At 48.3% G+C, this 18,367-nt stretch carries 9 protein-coding genes; all 9 read right to left on the minus strand.

Features of this window, described 5'->3' with window-relative positions; genetic code table 11:
* Nucleotides 1–7: 7 nt before the first annotated feature.
* The gene (locus tag MKY66_RS26080; RefSeq protein WP_076212917.1) at nucleotides 8–481 is read right to left on the minus strand and encodes a hypothetical protein; all 474 of its coding nucleotides are present in this window, start codon (nucleotides 479–481) and stop codon (nucleotides 8–10) included.
* Nucleotides 468–737, minus strand: coding sequence for a phosphopantetheine-binding protein (locus MKY66_RS26085; protein WP_076212920.1), 270 nt, complete (start codon nucleotides 735–737; stop codon nucleotides 468–470). Before MKY66_RS26085 ends, MKY66_RS26080 begins: the two co-directional genes overlap by 14 nt.
* Nucleotides 738–4,370, minus strand: a complete 3,633-nt coding sequence (locus MKY66_RS26090; RefSeq protein WP_339806370.1) for an amino acid adenylation domain-containing protein — start codon at nucleotides 4,368–4,370, stop codon at nucleotides 738–740.
* A gap of 109 nt (nucleotides 4,371–4,479) precedes the next feature.
* Nucleotides 4,480–5,739 (minus strand): ACP S-malonyltransferase, encoded by a 1,260-nt coding sequence (fabD, locus tag MKY66_RS26095; protein WP_076212925.1) that lies wholly within the window; start codon nucleotides 5,737–5,739, stop codon nucleotides 4,480–4,482.
* A gap of 30 nt (nucleotides 5,740–5,769) precedes the next feature.
* Nucleotides 5,770–6,795, minus strand: a complete 1,026-nt coding sequence (locus MKY66_RS26100) for an HAD-IIIC family phosphatase (RefSeq protein ID WP_076212928.1) — start codon at nucleotides 6,793–6,795, stop codon at nucleotides 5,770–5,772.
* Complete coding sequence (locus tag MKY66_RS26105; protein ID WP_256704277.1) at nucleotides 6,792–7,949, minus strand: acyl-CoA dehydrogenase family protein; 1,158 nt, start codon at nucleotides 7,947–7,949, stop codon at nucleotides 6,792–6,794. The genes MKY66_RS26100 and MKY66_RS26105 overlap by 4 nt, the downstream gene beginning before the upstream one ends.
* A gap of 80 nt (nucleotides 7,950–8,029) precedes the next feature.
* Nucleotides 8,030–8,272: an acyl carrier protein gene (locus MKY66_RS26110; RefSeq protein ID WP_076212934.1), complete on the minus strand. Its 243-nt coding sequence runs from the start codon at nucleotides 8,270–8,272 to the stop codon at nucleotides 8,030–8,032.
* A gap of 83 nt (nucleotides 8,273–8,355) precedes the next feature.
* Complete coding sequence (locus MKY66_RS26115; protein WP_076212937.1) at nucleotides 8,356–9,201, minus strand: 3-hydroxyacyl-CoA dehydrogenase NAD-binding domain-containing protein; 846 nt, start codon at nucleotides 9,199–9,201, stop codon at nucleotides 8,356–8,358.
* A gap of 47 nt (nucleotides 9,202–9,248) precedes the next feature.
* The gene (locus MKY66_RS26120) at nucleotides 9,249–18,356 is read right to left on the minus strand and encodes an SDR family NAD(P)-dependent oxidoreductase (protein ID WP_076212939.1); all 9,108 of its coding nucleotides are present in this window, start codon (nucleotides 18,354–18,356) and stop codon (nucleotides 9,249–9,251) included.
* Nucleotides 18,357–18,367: the final 11 nt, after the last annotated feature.

The raw sequence follows: 18,367 nt of genomic DNA on the forward strand, positions 1-18,367 counted from the left end.
TCCTCCTCTAGGATATCCAGCTCTCAAGTACGGTCTGGCTCTGGGATTGTACCTCGGTAACAATCGGGAACTCGGTTGTATGGGATAACTTCATCCGCTCCGCCAGCTCTTCATTCCATACACCTTCAGCTGTAATTCGAGTCGTAGATGATGTGGGGTCCTGGTTAACCTCAAGGATCTGGGCAGCGTAACGTTTACCTTGTTCCTCTGTGTACCAGATCAAGGAGTCACCCTTCTGAAACCCCGTAATAGGCTCTTCTGTAAATTCAGCTATAATGTGTACTTTGACATCCTCCCCTTGCAGTGATTCAGACCCTGCAGTTGCCGTTGCCGTCTCACTGCGCAGATAGGAGGTCGTATGGAATTGCATGGCTAACGTCACTAATGCTGTCACAGTTAATCCAATAATGATAAGTGCAGCCACGGGTAATTGAATCGAAAGCCGGAACCAGATCTGTCCTATTCGTTTAGTCCGGCTCATGTTCCGAATCTCCTTCAATGAGGCTGACCAGGTAATCCCTGAAATCGGCTATGGTGTCGGTTTGCACAAATGCCAATTGATCATCGTCTATCTCAATGTTGAATACTTTCTCCATCTCCACCACAATTTTAATGTAATCGAGTGAATTCGTTCCAAGTTCCCCCCAGGCTTGATCCATCTGAATATCCGTTTCATACTCCATAACCTTGTCGATGACCTGTATTATTTGAGTCTCCAATGTCATGATTTCACTCATTCAGATCCTCCCCATCATGTGAGATTTAACCAACTCATCGTAATACTCCCGTTCAAGCACACTTATATTTCTGTATATCTCAGGGAGTTTATGAAACGATGTTGGTTTATATGAAGAAGTAAGCACATACTTGGCCAGAACTGCGCGAATGTCACTCCACTCCATGACAATGCGCTCACGAATATGTGTCAATCTGGAATCCGCGCCAGTTAGATTGGCACAACGATACACCTCGGCCTTTTTGGCACTAATCAATTTATGAAGCGAAATGACCCAATCCTCTGCTATGGAAGACACTACATGTTGATCCTGAACAACGGCCTCAAACTGTGGCACACTCTCCTCCAGTCTTGCCAGACTGTTCTCTATCCGCTCCTGTTGCTCTTCAATATGATCCACATAGATCTTCCAGTAAGCCTCCAACTGTTTCGAACTGGCATCTCTTTGATGTATCACCGGATAATGCTTATTGTAGAACGTATAGAAGGTGTGATTTTCCATATTAAAATGCTCGATATAGCCATGATAGCTATCCGACAGATCCTGGTAACTAACAATTCGTTCTTCATACGACAAGTTATCATGATGCTTATGCTCCATCACGGTAAACGTCTGGTTGATCGGATCAGCACCGTATACAAGCCAGGTATGTGGAATATGCTTTTTGAGATACGTATCATTGCGTATGGATGTGTAGTAGACGTCAACCCAGACAATAACCGGTTTGGCATTCAGAACCGCTCGACTGACATCCTGTATAATGTCCTCGCTAGCTTTTACCATTTCATAACCAATGCCCAGATCGTCCAGAATGTCTGTATCCTTGCGACAGGAGAAGAAACCATTCACAAGAAATTGCTTATTCTCAGACCATAGATACTCATCCACATGATGGATGAAAAACGGATGTATGCTTTTGTTCTGTTGCAATACAATGGGAAATAGAGAGTTATAGAAGCATAATTTGAAAAAGACTTCGTTAAAAGGCTGATATCCACCGGAATGGGCTAGCTGTGAATGCTCCACACCCAATGATGATGACGTCTTGTTAACCTTTACAACGCCAGATGGCTGTCCGTTATTTTCACTTTCATATGAATCGGCAAGCTCGGGATTCTCTTCCAGAACTGCTGCAAGCATCCTTATGGTGGGATTGTCATACAAAATGGAAGGCAGGACCCGAATACCGAGATTCTCCAGTTCAACCTCCATTCGGATCACAAGCAGGGAGTGCCCGCCAAGCTGAAAGAAGTCGTCGTCAATACCGATCCGTTCCATCTCCAGCAATGTACGCCAAACTTGCACCAGTTGGTGCTCCAGCTCATTCGTGGGCGGTGCATAGTTCATGCCAAAATGTAATGACTGCCTCTGGTTCAATAACTCTCGTGTATCTATCTTCCCATGGATCGTTCGCGGCATATGTGATATTTGAATATATCTTGAAGGCAGCATATATTCGGGCAACAATGACATCAGATATTGGCGAATATCCATGACATACAGTTCCGTATCGGCCACAATATAAGCGGTCAGCACCTTCTCACCTTCGACTCCGGTCGTCAGTACAACACATTCGTCAATTGGACCGTAACGGTTCAGATGTCGCTCTACTTCTGCCAATTCAATCCGATGGCCCCTGACCTTAACCTGCTTGTCCATCCTTCCCAGAAACAACATGCGGCCTTCCGCTGTCCACATTCCTATATCCCCTGTGCGAAACATCCGCTCTCCTTCAACAAACGATGACTCGATAAACTTCTGATCTGTCAATTCCTGCAATCCTATATACCCGCGAGACACCCCGTTGCCCGAAATACATATTTCTCCGGGTACGCCTATGGGCAACATTCGTCCATGACGATCTCCAATGTGTACAAAATAACCTTGAATAGGGCGCCCCACTGGAATCGGATCAACAGTCTCTGATGACAGCTTCTCATAGAGTGCACATACCGTCGTCTCGGTGGGGCCGTACGTATTGTATACATTGGTATAGGTGAGCAGATGTCCAATATCCGCCATCTTCAATACATCTCCACCGCTGATAATGGTGCGAACACTCGCAAGATTGGGCATCCGGTTAAGTTCCCTCAGGATATGAGGTGTAGTGCTGACAAGGGTGACCTTGTGTCTGTCCAGTAACTGCACCAGTCCGTGGATATCCAGCAGTTGTTCTCGTTGAACCATAACCAGTGTTGCCCCGGCAGTTAATGCAGGAAACACTTCTTCCATATAAGTATCAAAGGTACTCGCTGCTTGTTGAAGCACCTTGTCTGTTGAATTTAGTTGAAACTCGGCTTGAAAAGCGTTCACGTATGCACTCAGATTTCGTTGCTCTACTCCGACCCCTTTGGGCTCACCCGTTGAGCCGGACGTATACAGAATGTAGGCTAGACCATTCATATCGGGTACGAAACTTAAACCACTTCCATCTTCTATTCTCCATGGGGCAGCATCCAGCTCAATCATTTCTATGCCTGAGCCTGAAGGCATAGCCAATGTCATCTCCTCTAAAGCTCGATGTACATTCGTTTCCAACAGTCCCGTAAGAATAATGCGGGCATCCGATTCCATTAAAATATGGCGTATACGCTCCATCGGATATTCAGGATGAAGAGGAATATAGGTTCCTCCTGCTTTGAACACCGCCAGGATTGTAATGATTAACTCCATGGAGCCTGCCATCATAACGGGGACTGGACTCTCCGCAGTCACCCCAGAAGCAATCAGGAGACGGGCAAGTTGATTGGATTGCTCCTCCAGAGACTGATACGAAATCTGGCGATCTCCCTCTATAACCGCAGTCTGGTTGGGTGTTCTGTTTACTTGTTCAAGAAATAGAGCACAGACAGAACGTGCCTCCGGCAGGAACAAATGTGGACTCCTGTTCCATCTTTCCATGATTTCATTCTCCTCTTCCAGAGAAAGGAGCTGACTCATGGATAGCGGTTGGTCTGGTAAGGCTGTTGTCTGTTCCAGCAATCGTATGTAGTGGGAACATAAACGCTCAGGTTGGCTGGGTTCAAGGGATATGGCACCATAACGGAGAGTCATCTGAAGTCGTTGATCTACCCGGTCAAACGCCAGTGAACAATGGGCTCTTTCATCCAGAATAGGTTCCTCATGGATTCCTTTCATATACAGAACCGTCTTCAACTCGCACTCCTCGGGAAGCCGCCCCAGCTTCTCTGCCATCTTATCGTAAGGAAAATGCCAGTATGTTCGGGCGGACATGACTTCAGATTTGGTATGTAATACCAATTGTCTGAACGATGCTGTCTCGTCTACTTTTCCACGAATTGCGAGCAAGTGGGAACTTCGAAAATCTTCGACTTGTTCTGGAGTCAGGGGCATACCCAGCAACATATCTTGATGTCCACGATAACGATACAACAGATGTTGAAATCCCGATAAGAGCAATATATACAACGCCAAATTTGATCCCCCACTCATGCGGATCAATCTTGCGGACAATTCATCTGGAAAGGATAAGGAAAGGATCTGTACGTTGGGTTCTCCAGTCTGTATCGAAGGTTGCAGAATTCCATCAAACAACGTTCCAATATGAATATCGCCATCTAGTTGTTTCTGCCAATACACTCGTTCTTCCTTAAATTTATCACTCGACATCATAACATTAAGTAGATGGATATCCATGATCTCACCCCGAATACATAGTAAACCGGCACAACAAGTGTTGATCACACCTGTCCTGCCGGTTGATTGTTGTACACGTGCTTGTTTATGCCGTAGTAACTTTCAGGTCATTCCACAAATAATACTGCCCCGTCTCGTCCAGGATCTGGTGGAACCAGTCATCCCGTTCTTCCTGCTCTACTTGTTTGGTTTCGAATATCGTTCCGAGCCATTCCAGCGACTGTTTCATCTGCTCCGTAGTCGGGGCCTGATCCGCCGCCTCAAGCTCCTCTTGAAGCTGTTGAATCTGTTTATATGGCTCAACGACTCCTTTTTGATATTCCTCCTGATCCCAATTCCGATTAGGTGTAGCTACAGCCGCAGCCATACATTTCGTTACTACCGTTGGTCTCGGTCTGGATACAACAGCCTGATCCAGTAACTCTTTCAGTGCTTTACGATCCTCTTTCTGTCCGTAGGCAAAAGATTTCATACCGAGCTTATCCATTTCTACCAGTCCGCTCAGGACATTTTTGGGTCCAAGTTCAATCGTCAGCGTAACGCCATGCTTCTTGAGATATTGCATCGTCTGTGCCCACTTGACCGGCTGGGACAGCTGCCTTTGGAGAAGTCCCGTAATTCGCCCGCCTTCGGTGTATGGCGTGGCGGTAACATTGGATACGACAGGCCACTTGAATGGATGGAAACGATAATTGGCAAGTTCCACCCCAAGCTGTTCACCAGCCGACTCCATCAAGCGGCTATGGAACGGCGCACTCATCATCAACGGGGTTGTCTGGGCATCCTGGTCCAGCAGGATGGATTCCACTTGTTCAATCGAATCCTGATGACCGGATATGGCATACTGGCTCGAAGCATTGTAACAGGAAATCGCAGACCAAGCCGTATCGGTTGACACTTGCTCGCAGGCTCTGCGGATCATCTCCTCATCGGCGCCATCAATGATGGTCATGGCTCCATCTGCTTCATCTGCGATAAGTTCCGTCAATTCCCCGCGTCGCTTGGTGATCCGCACAGCATCACCAAATGTCATAGCACCGGAGCACGCTAGAGCTGCATACTCACCCAGGCTGTGGCCTGCGCAGAATTGCGGGTTGATCCCGATCTCCTCCATGTAGACACGATAGGCAACCACACTCGCTGTCAACAATGCCGGCTGCATATTGGAAGGTTTGTTCAGATCAAAAAGGCTGCCTTCAAAACTCAATTTGGCCAAATCAAAGCCCAGAATATGGTTGGCTTCTTCATACGTTTGTCTTGCAATCTCGTACTGATCATAGAAGTTTTTCATCATCCCTACATATTGAGAACCTTGCCCTGGAAACAGAAATGCTATTTTTTCCATTGATTAAACACCTCGCCTCTTAGATTGGGTTTACGCGATAACTTCCATGGACACATACGCAGGCTGATCCTGGATCATGCTTAGATCACTCTCAAACAAATAAAAATCTCCGTTCTGCTCAATCTCACGGAATCCGGCAAATTTGTAAGTGATCATCATCGTACGATTGCGATCTGTTGATACAAACTCGGCCTGCAAACGGACATTCGCTTCCTTAGCCATACGCATCACATGATGCAGCAGCAATGTACCTGCTCCTCTGGACATGACGCGGCAGGACACCAACAGCAGTTTCAGTGTCCACACTTCGTCATTTAATTCGAGCAACGCCAGGCCGATTTTGCCATACGTACCGTACTTGTCTTCCAGTCCTGCAATCAGCAGTTTGTGGCGTGGAGAATACCGGAATTGATCGAGTTCCTCGTAAGAGTAGGTATAACCTGTGGCGTTCAGTTGATGTGTTCTGACCGTCAGTTCTTCTGCACGCTGTAGATCCCCTTCCTTCACTTCAGAGATCGTGAAGATCATGCCAAGGGAGGCCAGGAATTCATCCTGAGTACCTTCGAACTCCTCCTCCTTCTCATTGCGGGCAATATCATTCATATACATCTTTCTGCGTAAGGCAGAATCCTCGGTAATGAAACGTGGCTTCATCTCATCCATATCTGTTAATTCAAGATAGGCCATCGCATCGATACAGAGGACGTCGGGGTGAGTAAATAATACTTCCTCACGTTCGAAAGGCTGATCATCGATAAAAGCAATCGTGTCCATTCCGATATTGATGGATTCCACGATGGTTTTCACCGATCGGGATTTGGCATTCCAATTGATTTGTGGATAGATAAAATATTCGCGCAGACCGAATTCTTCCAACTTGGCCATCGCCAGTTCATGATCGTTACGGCTGGCAATCGATTGCAGAATTCCTCGTTCATCCAGAGTACAGATAACTTCCACAATATTTTCTTTCAGCGTGACCTGTTCATCCTCCAGCAAAATTCCGTTCCAAATCGTATGGTCCAAGTCCCAGATTACACATTTTATTTTTTTCATGACAGAACAGCCTCCTCTTGTACGGATTCATAGGTACTCGCAGCATATGAAGCAATAACCATCTCATGCATTTGTGTGGTGCCCTCGATAATCTCATTCACACGAGCATCCCGGTAAAATCGCTCCACCGGATACTCCGCACTACAGCCCTTGGCTCCATGAATCTGTACCGCACGGTGCGCTACCTTGTTGACCATATCTGCCGCATAGTATTTCGCCGTCCAGGTTTCCATAATGGAATCCGGGTCCATCACTTCTTTCAGATATCCGGATTGATAACATAAAAGCCGCGCCGCTTTCACATCCACTATGATCTCCGTCAGCATTTTCTGAATTAACTGATTTTCCTGCAGGAGGACTCCGAACTGACGGCGGCTGCCTGCATAACTCAGCGAAGCATCCAGACAGGCTTGTCCCAGTCCAACACAGCCCCAAGCTACGGTATAGCGACCATAATCCAAGCAATGCAAGGCCACCATAGAGACACCTATACCTGAACTCCCCACCATACGATCGGATTCAACGTAAACATGCTCCAGATGCAGTTCCGCCAGCATCGAGCCTTTAACCCCCAACATCCCGTTGATCGGCTGTATCTTCAATCCTGGGTTGTTCCGTTCCACCAGGAACGCGGTTGGTTTATCATTCACCTGGGCAAAGATGAGAAACAGGTCAGCAAGCTGACCCATCGTGATCCACTTTTTCTTCCCGTTCAACACATATCCTTCGCCATTGAATTCGGCTACGGTCTCGATGCTTTTGGCATCACTACCGACTCCGGGTTCGCTCAAACCAAAGGCTCCAATGACTTCACCTGAGGCCAGACGTGGCAACCAATAGGAACGCAGCTCTTCAGAACCAAACTTCTGAATGGCTATGGCAACCATACCGTGAACCGTAAGCAGACTTCGTACGGATGAACATCCTCTTCCGATCTCCTCGTTCAGCACCCCAACTGATATCGGATCAAGCCCCATACCTCCATATTCCCGAGGAATCATAGAACCCAGATAACCTGAGGATTTCAGCGAGTCGATCACCTCTGGATGAAGCCGTTCTTCTCTATCGTGCAAGCCTGCGTACGGGACGATATATTGATTGGTAAATGATGCAGCATCCTGCTTGCAGTGTAACTGCTGTTCGCTCAATTCCATTTTCAACACGTTAACCTCCTATAATGGGACCGGATGAATGCACATTTTTCACACTGTACTGGGGAGAGAATCGGCGGCTTTTAGGAACTGACCGTCTTGCTCTCAATAAGCTCAACGATGGCATTAATGGACTTGAAGTTCTGCAAATCCAGATCTTTATTGTCGACACGAATGGAGAATTCCTTCTCCAGAAACATAACCAGCTGCATCGCAAACAACGAATTCACAAAACCAAGGGCAAAGATGTCCTCGTCGTCCTGAAGCTCATGCTTTTTGAAAAAACGACCCAAAAACTTGCGAACTCTACCTTTAACTTCTTCCATGTGTATAACTCCCTTTCCCTCATTAAAATGGTTTTGAATACGCAATAAAGCTTGTTTATGCCATGAATTATTCATGTCGTTGATTAGTAACTATAGAAACCTTCCCCTGATTTTCTTCCGGTCTGTCCGGCGTGCACCATCTTTCTCAGTAAAGGACAACAACGGAATTTTGGGTCCTGGTAGCTCTCATACAGCACATCAAGAGAATCCACAACGGTATCCAAGCCAATTAAATCCGCAGTCTCCAAAGGTCCCATCGTATGGCCGTAACATTTAACAAAAATATCATCCACCTCACGTGCTGTAGCCACCTGATCCTGAAGAACAAAAGCAGCTTCATTCATAAACAGATGGGAAATGCGGTTTGAGACAAATCCGGGATAGTCGTTAACCAGAATCGTCTCTTTACCGATCGATGACAATAGTTCAGTTACTTCTTCAATGGTACGTTCCGAGGTATGCATCCCCTTGATCACTTCAACGGCTGATTTCAAGGGAACCGGATTCATAAAATGAGTACCAATGACCTGATCAGGCCGTTTGGTTAATGCCGCAATTTTGGTAATCGAGATACATGAAGTGTTCACCAGAAATATGCATGCCTCATGACAGATCGAGTCGATCCGACCGTACACTTCCTTTTTGATGTCCCACTGTTCATTCACATTTTCAACGATGATATCCGCTTCACGAAGCATCTCCAGTTCCGTCGTCATATGGATGCGCTCCATAATAATCTCCGGGGCTTCCAGTCCCTCTACTTTCTTGAATAACTTCAGCATTCGGATATTGTTATAGATCTCTTCTCCGGCGATCTCCAGCACTTCATCCTTGATGTCCACCAAGACAACCTCATGACCTGTCTGTGCAAAACTCTGGGCTACACCGCGGCCCATCACCCCTGCTCCAATTACCCCGATCTTCTTCATCGTCCCTGTTCCTCCTGTTTGTGGGGGAGAAGCCGTGCTCTCCCTGATCAGAAATTAAAATCAAGATCTTCTGCGGCTGAATCGTAAGAAACCAGCATATGCTTGCTGCTTTCCAGTTCAATCTCACCAAGCTTCTGTTCCGGATGAAGCAATAACTGTTGCAGCAGCGCTACATAATCGTGAAGCATCTTCTCCGCCGTTTCCCGTTTGAAGAGCTTGGTCCGATACTCCAGATTAAATCGCAGCTTGTCATGTTTCTCGATGATTTCGAGATACACGTCATAACGGCTTTCCGCAGCTCCAAACTCATACGGAGTTGTGGTGAATTTGCCGACTGTAACGTCCACTGTACCTACATTCTGAAGTGCAAACATCGCATCAAATAAAGGATTGCGGTGTCTGTCTCTGTTCAGGTTAAGCTTCCGCACCAGATCCTCGAACTGAAACTGTTGATTCTCGTAAGATTTCAAGGCAGCTTCCCTAACTTCAGCCAGCAGTTCCAGGAATGTTTTCCCGGATTGTGGTTTGGTACGAATCGTGATGATGTTAATAAACACACCAACAACATCCTCCAGATCGGCGTGAGATCTGCCCGCAATGGGAGAGCCTACAACGATATCATCCTGATCTGCATATTTAGAAAGCAACACGTTGTACGCTGCAAGCAGCAACATAAACAAGGTTGTTCCTGTCTTGGCAGCCATGCGATCCAGATCCATAGTCAATGTTTCATTGCCGATAAATACAACCTGATCTCCTTCGAATTCATTAGCCAAAGGACGTAGATAATCGGTAGGCAATTTGAGCTGCGGGATAGAATCCTCATACAGGTTCAGCCAATACTCTTCCTGTTTGAGCAGAGCACCGGAAGAGAGCAAGGCATTATGCCACACCGCATAATCTTTGTACTGGATGGTGAGTGGTTTCAGCTCACGCCCTTCATACAGATCTATGATCTCCTGCATAATGATGTCCATCGACATGCCATCCGTAATAATGTGGTGCATGTCAAAAAATACGGCGTGTACACGATCACCAAGCTTAACCACCTCAAAGCGGAACAAAGGCGCCTGATCCAGCTCAAAAGGTTTCACGAAACCAAGGAGCTTCTCGGTGAGTTGTTCCCGAGTGGACTCCGAGTAACCGACGTTGAAGTCGACCTGGTCCCACACCTTCTGATATGGAATTCCGTCTAGAAATTCAAAGGAAGTCCGGAAAGATTCATGACGTTGAATCAGCTTGCGAATGATCTGCTCAAATGCCCCGTGCTCAAAATCTCCCTCCATGATGGAGGCTCTTGGGATGTTTGCATTGGTATTTTGACCCTCAAGCCGGTCCAGAACTACGAATCTCTTCTGCGCAGAAGAAACCGGGTAATACGGTTGGGGCTCCACACGAGTCAGCACAGGCAGTGCTCCCTCGGAATCTCCGCTGATGGAGAGACCATAAGACTCTTCCAGATAAGCAGCCGATTCCGCAATGGTTGGATACATCAGGATCTCTGCTGTATTCACCAGGATCGACAACTCTTTGGTGAGACCATTGGCGATCTTGAGACCCAGGATGGAGTCTCCACCCAGCTCATAGAAATCATCATAAATACTGAGTTCATTGACCCCAAGTGACTTACTCCATAATCGACCTAAGGCGCTCTCAATGATGGAATAATCTTCGTCTGTCCTGCCCAACAACTTCATGTCGCCAGATTCTTCCTGTGCACGACTGGCATTCCCCTTGCGTCCGGTTTCAATAGCTTCGCTAATGTCAGAAGAGAACAGCATGAGCGGCATGTCATCAGAGACATGCTGATAGATTCCCTCCCGGTTAAGTTCCCCGATCAGAACCTGGGTTACATCCTTGCCCATGGCTTCTTGCAGTCCCTGTATACCTCTGGCCGTCGTAATCGCCTTGAATCCCCCATCTGAATTGGCATGAAAATCCCGGGCCATGCCGGTTTCTTTCCACGCGGTCCAGTTCACGGCAAGGGTGGACAGACCTGCCTGCCTGCGATGTGCCGCAAACGAATCCATATAGGCATTGGCAGCAGTATAGTCTCCTTGTCCAGGTTCACTAAAGAACGTTGTAGCCGTGGAGAACATGACAAAGAAGTCCGGTTGGTCCGCACGTGTCAGTTGATCCAAACTCCATGTCCCCAGCACTTTAGGCCGCATGACACGTTCAAAGGCTTCACGTTCTTTGTTCATCAGGAAACCCTCTCCAGCCACACCGGCGCCGTGAATGATACCAGACACGGGACCGTGCTGCTGTCTGATCTTGCTTAGCACCGATGCGAGCTGAAGAGGATCAGAAATATCTACGCTGTATAGATGTACTTCTGTGCCCCGAGCTTCCATCTCTTTGATCCGCCCAATCTGAGCAGTTAACTTGGTTTCCTCACCTGAGGACAGCACATCTTCCCATGTTGCCCGTTCTGGAAACGGTGAACGATTCATCAACACAAGTTTGATTTTCTCCGGCGCTAAAGATAATGCACTTGCCGTCTCCAGTCCAATCCCGCCTGTCCCTCCAGTGATGAGGTACACACCACCTTCACGCATGTGTATCGGTTGGTCGGGCAGCAAGGAAATTGGGATTTCACCCAGCTCCTGGACATATCGACGCCCCTTACGATAAGCGGCAAGATATAACGTGTCAGGATCACGAATTTCCTGCAACCATTGATCCATTGGTGTCTCGTCATCGATATCAATGCTTCGACAGCGGAATTGATTCATCTCATGGCAGATAGTCTTGCCAAGCCCAACCATGGGTGCATGCTCTGGACGAATGTACGGCTCACTGCCTGTAACGCTTTGTGTACAAGATGTCACCAGTACCAGATCGACTGGTCGTTTGAAATGAACCTTGGACATCGCTTTGGACAGATAAAACAGACTATACACGCCGCGATCAAGCGACTCCTCCAATTCGCCCACAGTACCTTCATCCGCATGCTGATCCAGTGCAAAGAAATGAAGGAGCTGCGAGATTTTATAAGGCTCTACCGCTCGAATGAACCGTTCATAATCTTCTTCACATGATCGAATGGTAAATTCGGCGTTGGCTTGATTGGTATAGGACTCTCCGCGGTAAACCTTGATTACGAGCCGCCCTTCCGCTTCCAGTTTCCCGGCAACAGATGAGGCGATACCACTTCTATCCATCAATATCACAAGCGGCTCTGTATTGCCTCCATGCTGATCCATTGATATTCGATTCACTTCTTTCCACATAGCCGCATAATGCAGTGGAGCCGCGGCCTCTTCTATAGAGACCTCACGCAGCTGTGGACGTTCGGGAATATGGATCCAGCAGCGCTTCCGTTCCAGCGGATACGCGGGCAAGCTGACTTTGCGAGCATGTTCACCTGCGTACAGTTCTTCCCAGTCCGCATCTGCTCCCTGTACATACAGATGGGCAATCTGCTTTAACAAATACTCCGACTCGCGTCCATCCTGTACAAAGCTCTGAATGGCCGAACGCATTAATTGGCTCAGACCCAATTTTTCCGATTCGGTCATTTCACCAGCTGCCCTATCCTTCTTACTCTTGGGAACAGTACGATGTTCACCGAACTCAACTCCCGGCAGTGCAATGGATTGGAATGATCTGTTCTCCAGCTGTCTCAGCGTATTCAGCAAACCTTCCGTATCCCGTACCATAAGTGACAACCGGAACGGGTAATGCCCCCGTCCTGTGCTTGCTGTACTGCACATATCTACGAGTTCATATCGCTCGTTTCGGTCCAGCAGACGAACATATTCAGCAACCAGCCGCTGAAGTGCCTCTTCGGATCGAGCAGACAATACCAGCAAATGAGGACGTGCTGGTGCAGATACAGGTGTAATCACTGGTGGCTCTTCCAGGATGACATGACAATTCGTTCCACTGATGCCAAATGCGCTGACACCGCAGCGACGAGGTCCGTCCTTCACCTTCCACGGTCGTAATCGTGTATTCACATATACAGGCGAAGCATGAAAATCAATATTTCGGTTTGGACGGTTAAAATGAAGATTCGGCGGAATCACACCATGCCTGACAGCAAGTGCCGCCTTGATCAGGCTGATCATACCTGCTGCCTCAGAGGTATGACCCAGATTGGTTTTAATGGAACCGACCGCACAGAATTGACGTCGATCCGTGAATTGTCGGAACGCATTTTGGATGCCTTTAATTTCAATTGGGTCACCCAGTGCGGTTCCTGTGCCATGCGTTTCCATGTACGTGATCGTTTCGGGATGAATACCTGCCTGTTTCCAGGCCTTCGTAATGACTTCCTGTTGAGCCGCTGGATTGGGAGCCGTAATGCCGGCTGAACTGCCATCCTGATTCATGGCAGTGCCTTTGAGAACTGCGTATACCTGATCCCCATCCCTAAGCGCATCCTCCAGTCTTTTTAGCATGACTACTCCGATGCCTTCACCAAGCCCGGCACCATCAGAGTCATCATCAAATGCTCTGGTCTTTCCGTCACCAGACTCCAGACCCTGGAGCATGTTTTCGTTCTTTTTGGTGATCGGCATGGTTGATATTTTGATTCCACCCACTGCGGCCATGCTGCACTCTCCGCTTAACAGGGCACGCGAAGCAATATGCACCGCTGTAAGGGATGAAGAACAGGCCGTATCCACCAACATGCTTGGCCCTTTCAAGTTCAGCAAATACGATATGCGAGCAGGAATGATGGATGGTGTGTTACCCACCACGGCATCCGGCAGAGCGCCCAAATCCGTCTCATATATAAATCGTGAATACATATCAACCGTGTTTGTTGAATAACCCAAATAGACACCGGTATCCGAACCGGCCAGTTTCCCGCCGCCGTAACCCGCGTCCTCAATGGCCCTCCACACGGTCTCCAGGAAGAGACGCTGATTGGGATCTGTCAGACTCGCTTCTTTCGGTGATAATTTAAAGAATGAATAATCGAATAAGTCAATGTCTTCTATAAAAGCTCCCGCTTTGGAATCCAGTTCCGGGAGGTCCAGCCTTGTATTTTGCAAATACCAGTCCAGATCTTGTTGTCGTCGTTCCGGGAGAGGACGGATATGATCCACCTTGCCTTGAATATGCTCCCAGAATTCGGATACATCGGTTGTGGAAGCCACATTCAGAGCCATCCCTACAATGGCTAAATCCCCGGACAATGGTCCGGAAGCCGTCTGCCCTGAATGCTGCTGATCTTGAGGACACGTCTCTGCTTGCTTCGCACTTTCCGGTGATGTCTGTTCTTCACTGGTTGCAGAAGCATCCATGTCGCCCAGTACAGTAACCGTATCTTCTTCCGATTCACCATGTTCCTTGAATATATATTCAGCCAGCTTGTGAATCGTCGAAAATTCAAACAAGTCCGTTACGGCAAGAACGCCAGGGTATCTTTTGGAAAGTCCCGCGTGAATTTTCAACAGCAGAATGGAATCAGCACCAAGCTCGAAAAAGTTCTCATAGATATCGATCTCGTCAAATCCCAGAACTTCTTTGCATACGCTGGCGACATGCCGTTCAGTAGCCGTATATCCTCCCTCGCTCTTGCCTGATAATTTCACTTCACCGCTTGAAGTACTTCCAGCCTTCTTGGTCGACCTCGTTTTGGAAGCAGCACTTTGCAGATATTCAGCCACTTTGCCACTGAGTTCTGTGGACAATCGAACCTGCATTTTATCCAGCAAACGAACGCCGCCGCCACTGAAGTTCAGTTGCCCGATCAGCACCCTGCGAATAGAGGAGTTCATGGCTTGTTCCAAACCTCTTATCGCCTGTGCTGTAAGGACTGTTTTGAAGATGGTATCTGCGGTGAAACCAGCATCCACCGACATGCCCGTCTCTTTCCATGTTGTCCAGTTCACGGTGAGTGTGCGTTTTCCTCTCAAGGAACGTTCATCGGCGAAGGCATCCAGGTAGGCATTAGCCGCCACGTAGTCTGCTTGCGTTACGCCACTGAACATCGTCGCTACAGAAGAATACATCACAAAGAAATCCAGATCGTCACTGTGAGTCAGTTCGTCCAGATTCCAGGTACCATATATTTTGGATGCCAGCACTTCGCTGAATCGTTCTTCACTTCGATCTACCAGAAGTTGATCTCCACCGACACCCGCACCATGAATGATTCCATGAATAGCACCATAACGTGTACGCATATCCCGAATTACCCGATCCATCGCTTCCCGGTCAGCCACATCCGCACTGTACCAGGAGACTTCCGAACCTGCGGCCTCCAGCTCCGTAACAGCTGTAATGAAACGGCAAAGCTTGGCTTGACCGGGCTGATTCATCAGGTTATCCCAATGTACACGCTCCGGTATCGGGGTGCGATTGATCAGAGCCAGACGCACGGGAGCTTTGGAAGCCAGGAAACGCGCTGTTTCCAGACCAATACCACCGCCACCACCTGTAATCAGGTACACGCCCTGAGGGCGTACAGATATTGGGGTATCCCCTGCAACCTGCACACGCGTAAATTCTTCAACGTAACGTTGTCCACCACGATACGCGATCAGATAGTCCCCCTGATCTTCTGTCCCCAGTGCTTCCTCGATCCAGACATCTGCAGGGGTATCTGCATCTATGTCAAAGGAGCGGAAAGAAATGGACGGATGCTCACGGTTCAGTACCTTGCTTAAGCTCAGGAATGGCGCATGTTCTGGCCGCTGAGCGTATTCATCTCCCGTAATATGGTGAGCATTCAATGCAATCAGTGTCATACCAGCAATCTCGGCAAAGTCACTTCTCATCAGAGCACGTACCAAATAATACACACTGTACACACCTCGGCGCTGACTGTTCTGCAATTCATTCAGACTTTGAATACCCGACTGCCTGGTATCCAGAGAACAGCCAACATGAATGATGTGATCCACCGACTTGCCCCGAAGGCTTGCAAAGAGAAGGTCATAATCTGACTCCTGATCACCAAGTGTATATCGATTATCGATCAAGTCTGCATAAGCAGAACCCAGTGCTACCCGGATGACCTTCACCCCGGTACGTTCTAACACACGAGCTACGGAGTCACCTGCACCATACTTGCCTTCAATCAACAATACTGTTTCCGGCATAACGGAGATCCCGCTGCCTGTGCGTTTCCGCTCAGTTGCTCTCCACTGCATCGTATAGTGAAATTCTTCTGTGTGTTGTGAAGACACTGTCGCGCCTCGGTCAATACGATTCGAAACCAGTTCATCAGGAAGATCAATCCAGCAGCGATGGGATTCAAAAGGGTACACGGGTAAGCTGACCCGTCGCACATGCGTACCTTTGTACAATTCCACCCAATCCACATCGGCCCCTTGTACGTATAACGAACCAAGTTCCATCACCCCTGCTTCATCATCCCACTCGGAGAGGTTAACCCCTTGTGTAAGCTCCTGTACCTGTCGATCGAGCTTCTTTCGTGACGCTTCAGTTATGTCACCAGGTTCAAGCTGTGATTTGCTGGCAGGTACAATCTTGTGCTCCCCATAGCTGAACCATGACTCAGGTTCATTCCACGTTTCCGCCAAGGATAGCACTTGCAGCTTCAGTCCCAGATCCACAAGATTCGCTGCCACTATAGCCAATCTGAAGTTATAGTGTCCTCTGCCAACACTCGCGGTATAACACAGATCCTGCAGATGGCATGCGGGCGGTTTTTCCTGTATTAAACGGCTATATGTTGTGACAAGGTCCCGCAGAGCTGGCTCAGACTTGGCGGACAACACGACCAGACCTATTTTCGCATAAGAAGCGTCAGCAACCGTGGCAACCGGTGCTTCTTCCAGCACCAGATGACAGTTCGTTCCGCTAAAGCCAAAACTGCTGACCGCACAGCGCATCGGGGACTCTTTCCCCTCCCATTTGCGGAGTCTTGTGTTAACATACACAGGTGATGTCTTGAAATCGATCTGTCCATTGGGCCTGTCAAAATGAAGTGACGGCGGGATTTCACGGTTTTTGATAACCAGTGCCGCCTTGATCAGACTGACCAGACCTGCCGCTTCATAGGGATGACCCATATTCGATTTCACAGTACCAATCGGACAAAACTGCTTCTTATCCGTGTACTTCTGAAAAGCAAGCTCCAAGCCTTCAAGTTCCAGCGGATCTCCCAGTTTAGTACCCGTTCCATGGGTCTCAATGTAGGACAAGGTCTCGGGGTGAATTCCCGCCTGATCCCACGCTCTAGATATCACATCAGCCTGGGCCTCCGGATTGGGAGCAGTGATTCCAATGGAAGCTCCGTCCTGATTAATGGCGCTGCCTTTGATGACTGCATAGATCTGGTCCTTGTCCTTGAGCGCTTTACTCAACGGTTTCAGTAATACGGTAGCAACCCCTTCGCTGATTCCAGCCCCATCCGATGAATGATCAAAGGCTCTGGTCCGTCCATCCGATGCTTCAAGTCCCCCGCGGTAATATTCCGTATCCAGAGGCATCAGGTTCACACGCAATCCACCAGCAAGTGCCATATCACAGTCACCATTCCGAATGGACTGGCAGGCAAGATGCACGGCCACCAATGAGGATGAACAGGCGGTGTCCACCACCATCGAAGGGCCTTTCAGATCCAGAAGATACGAGATTCGTGCAGGCATCATGGCAGAAATATTGCCCACAGCCGCATCCGAAGTTAACTGGATATCAATATCCTGGATCATTCGCAAGTAGCTGTCCTTAATATTGCTGGCAAATCCCAGGTACACACCTGTCCGGCTGCCAGCCAGGCTTTTCCCACCATATCCCGCATCCTCAAGAGCACTCCAGGCTGTTCGCAGGAACAGCCTCTGAAAAGGATCCATTAGTGCCGCGTCCCGTGGGGGTATCCGAAATAATTTGTAATCAAATTGATCGATGTCTTTCAGATAGGAACCATCACTATATTTGATGTCCTCTCCATAGCCCGCATATCGGAGGTACGCATCAATATTTTGACGACGAGAGTCTGGAAAATTGGCAATGGAATCACAGCGATCACGGATGTTGTCCCAAAACTCGCCGATATTATCCGCAGACGGAAGCATGGCCGATATGCCAACAATGGCGATTCCCTCAGAGTCGCTTCGCTTCCCCTCCGATTTCAATCCTTTGAGCAGTTGGGCGGCAACTTGCTTATCAATCTTGCCCGCAGCTGCATTCTCAATAATGATTCTCAGCATCTGGCTTGTTTGGTTCATCGGGTTCTCCT

It is taken from the genome of Paenibacillus sp. FSL R5-0766 (assembly GCF_037971845.1).
Classification (GTDB): domain Bacteria; phylum Bacillota; class Bacilli; order Paenibacillales; family Paenibacillaceae; genus Paenibacillus.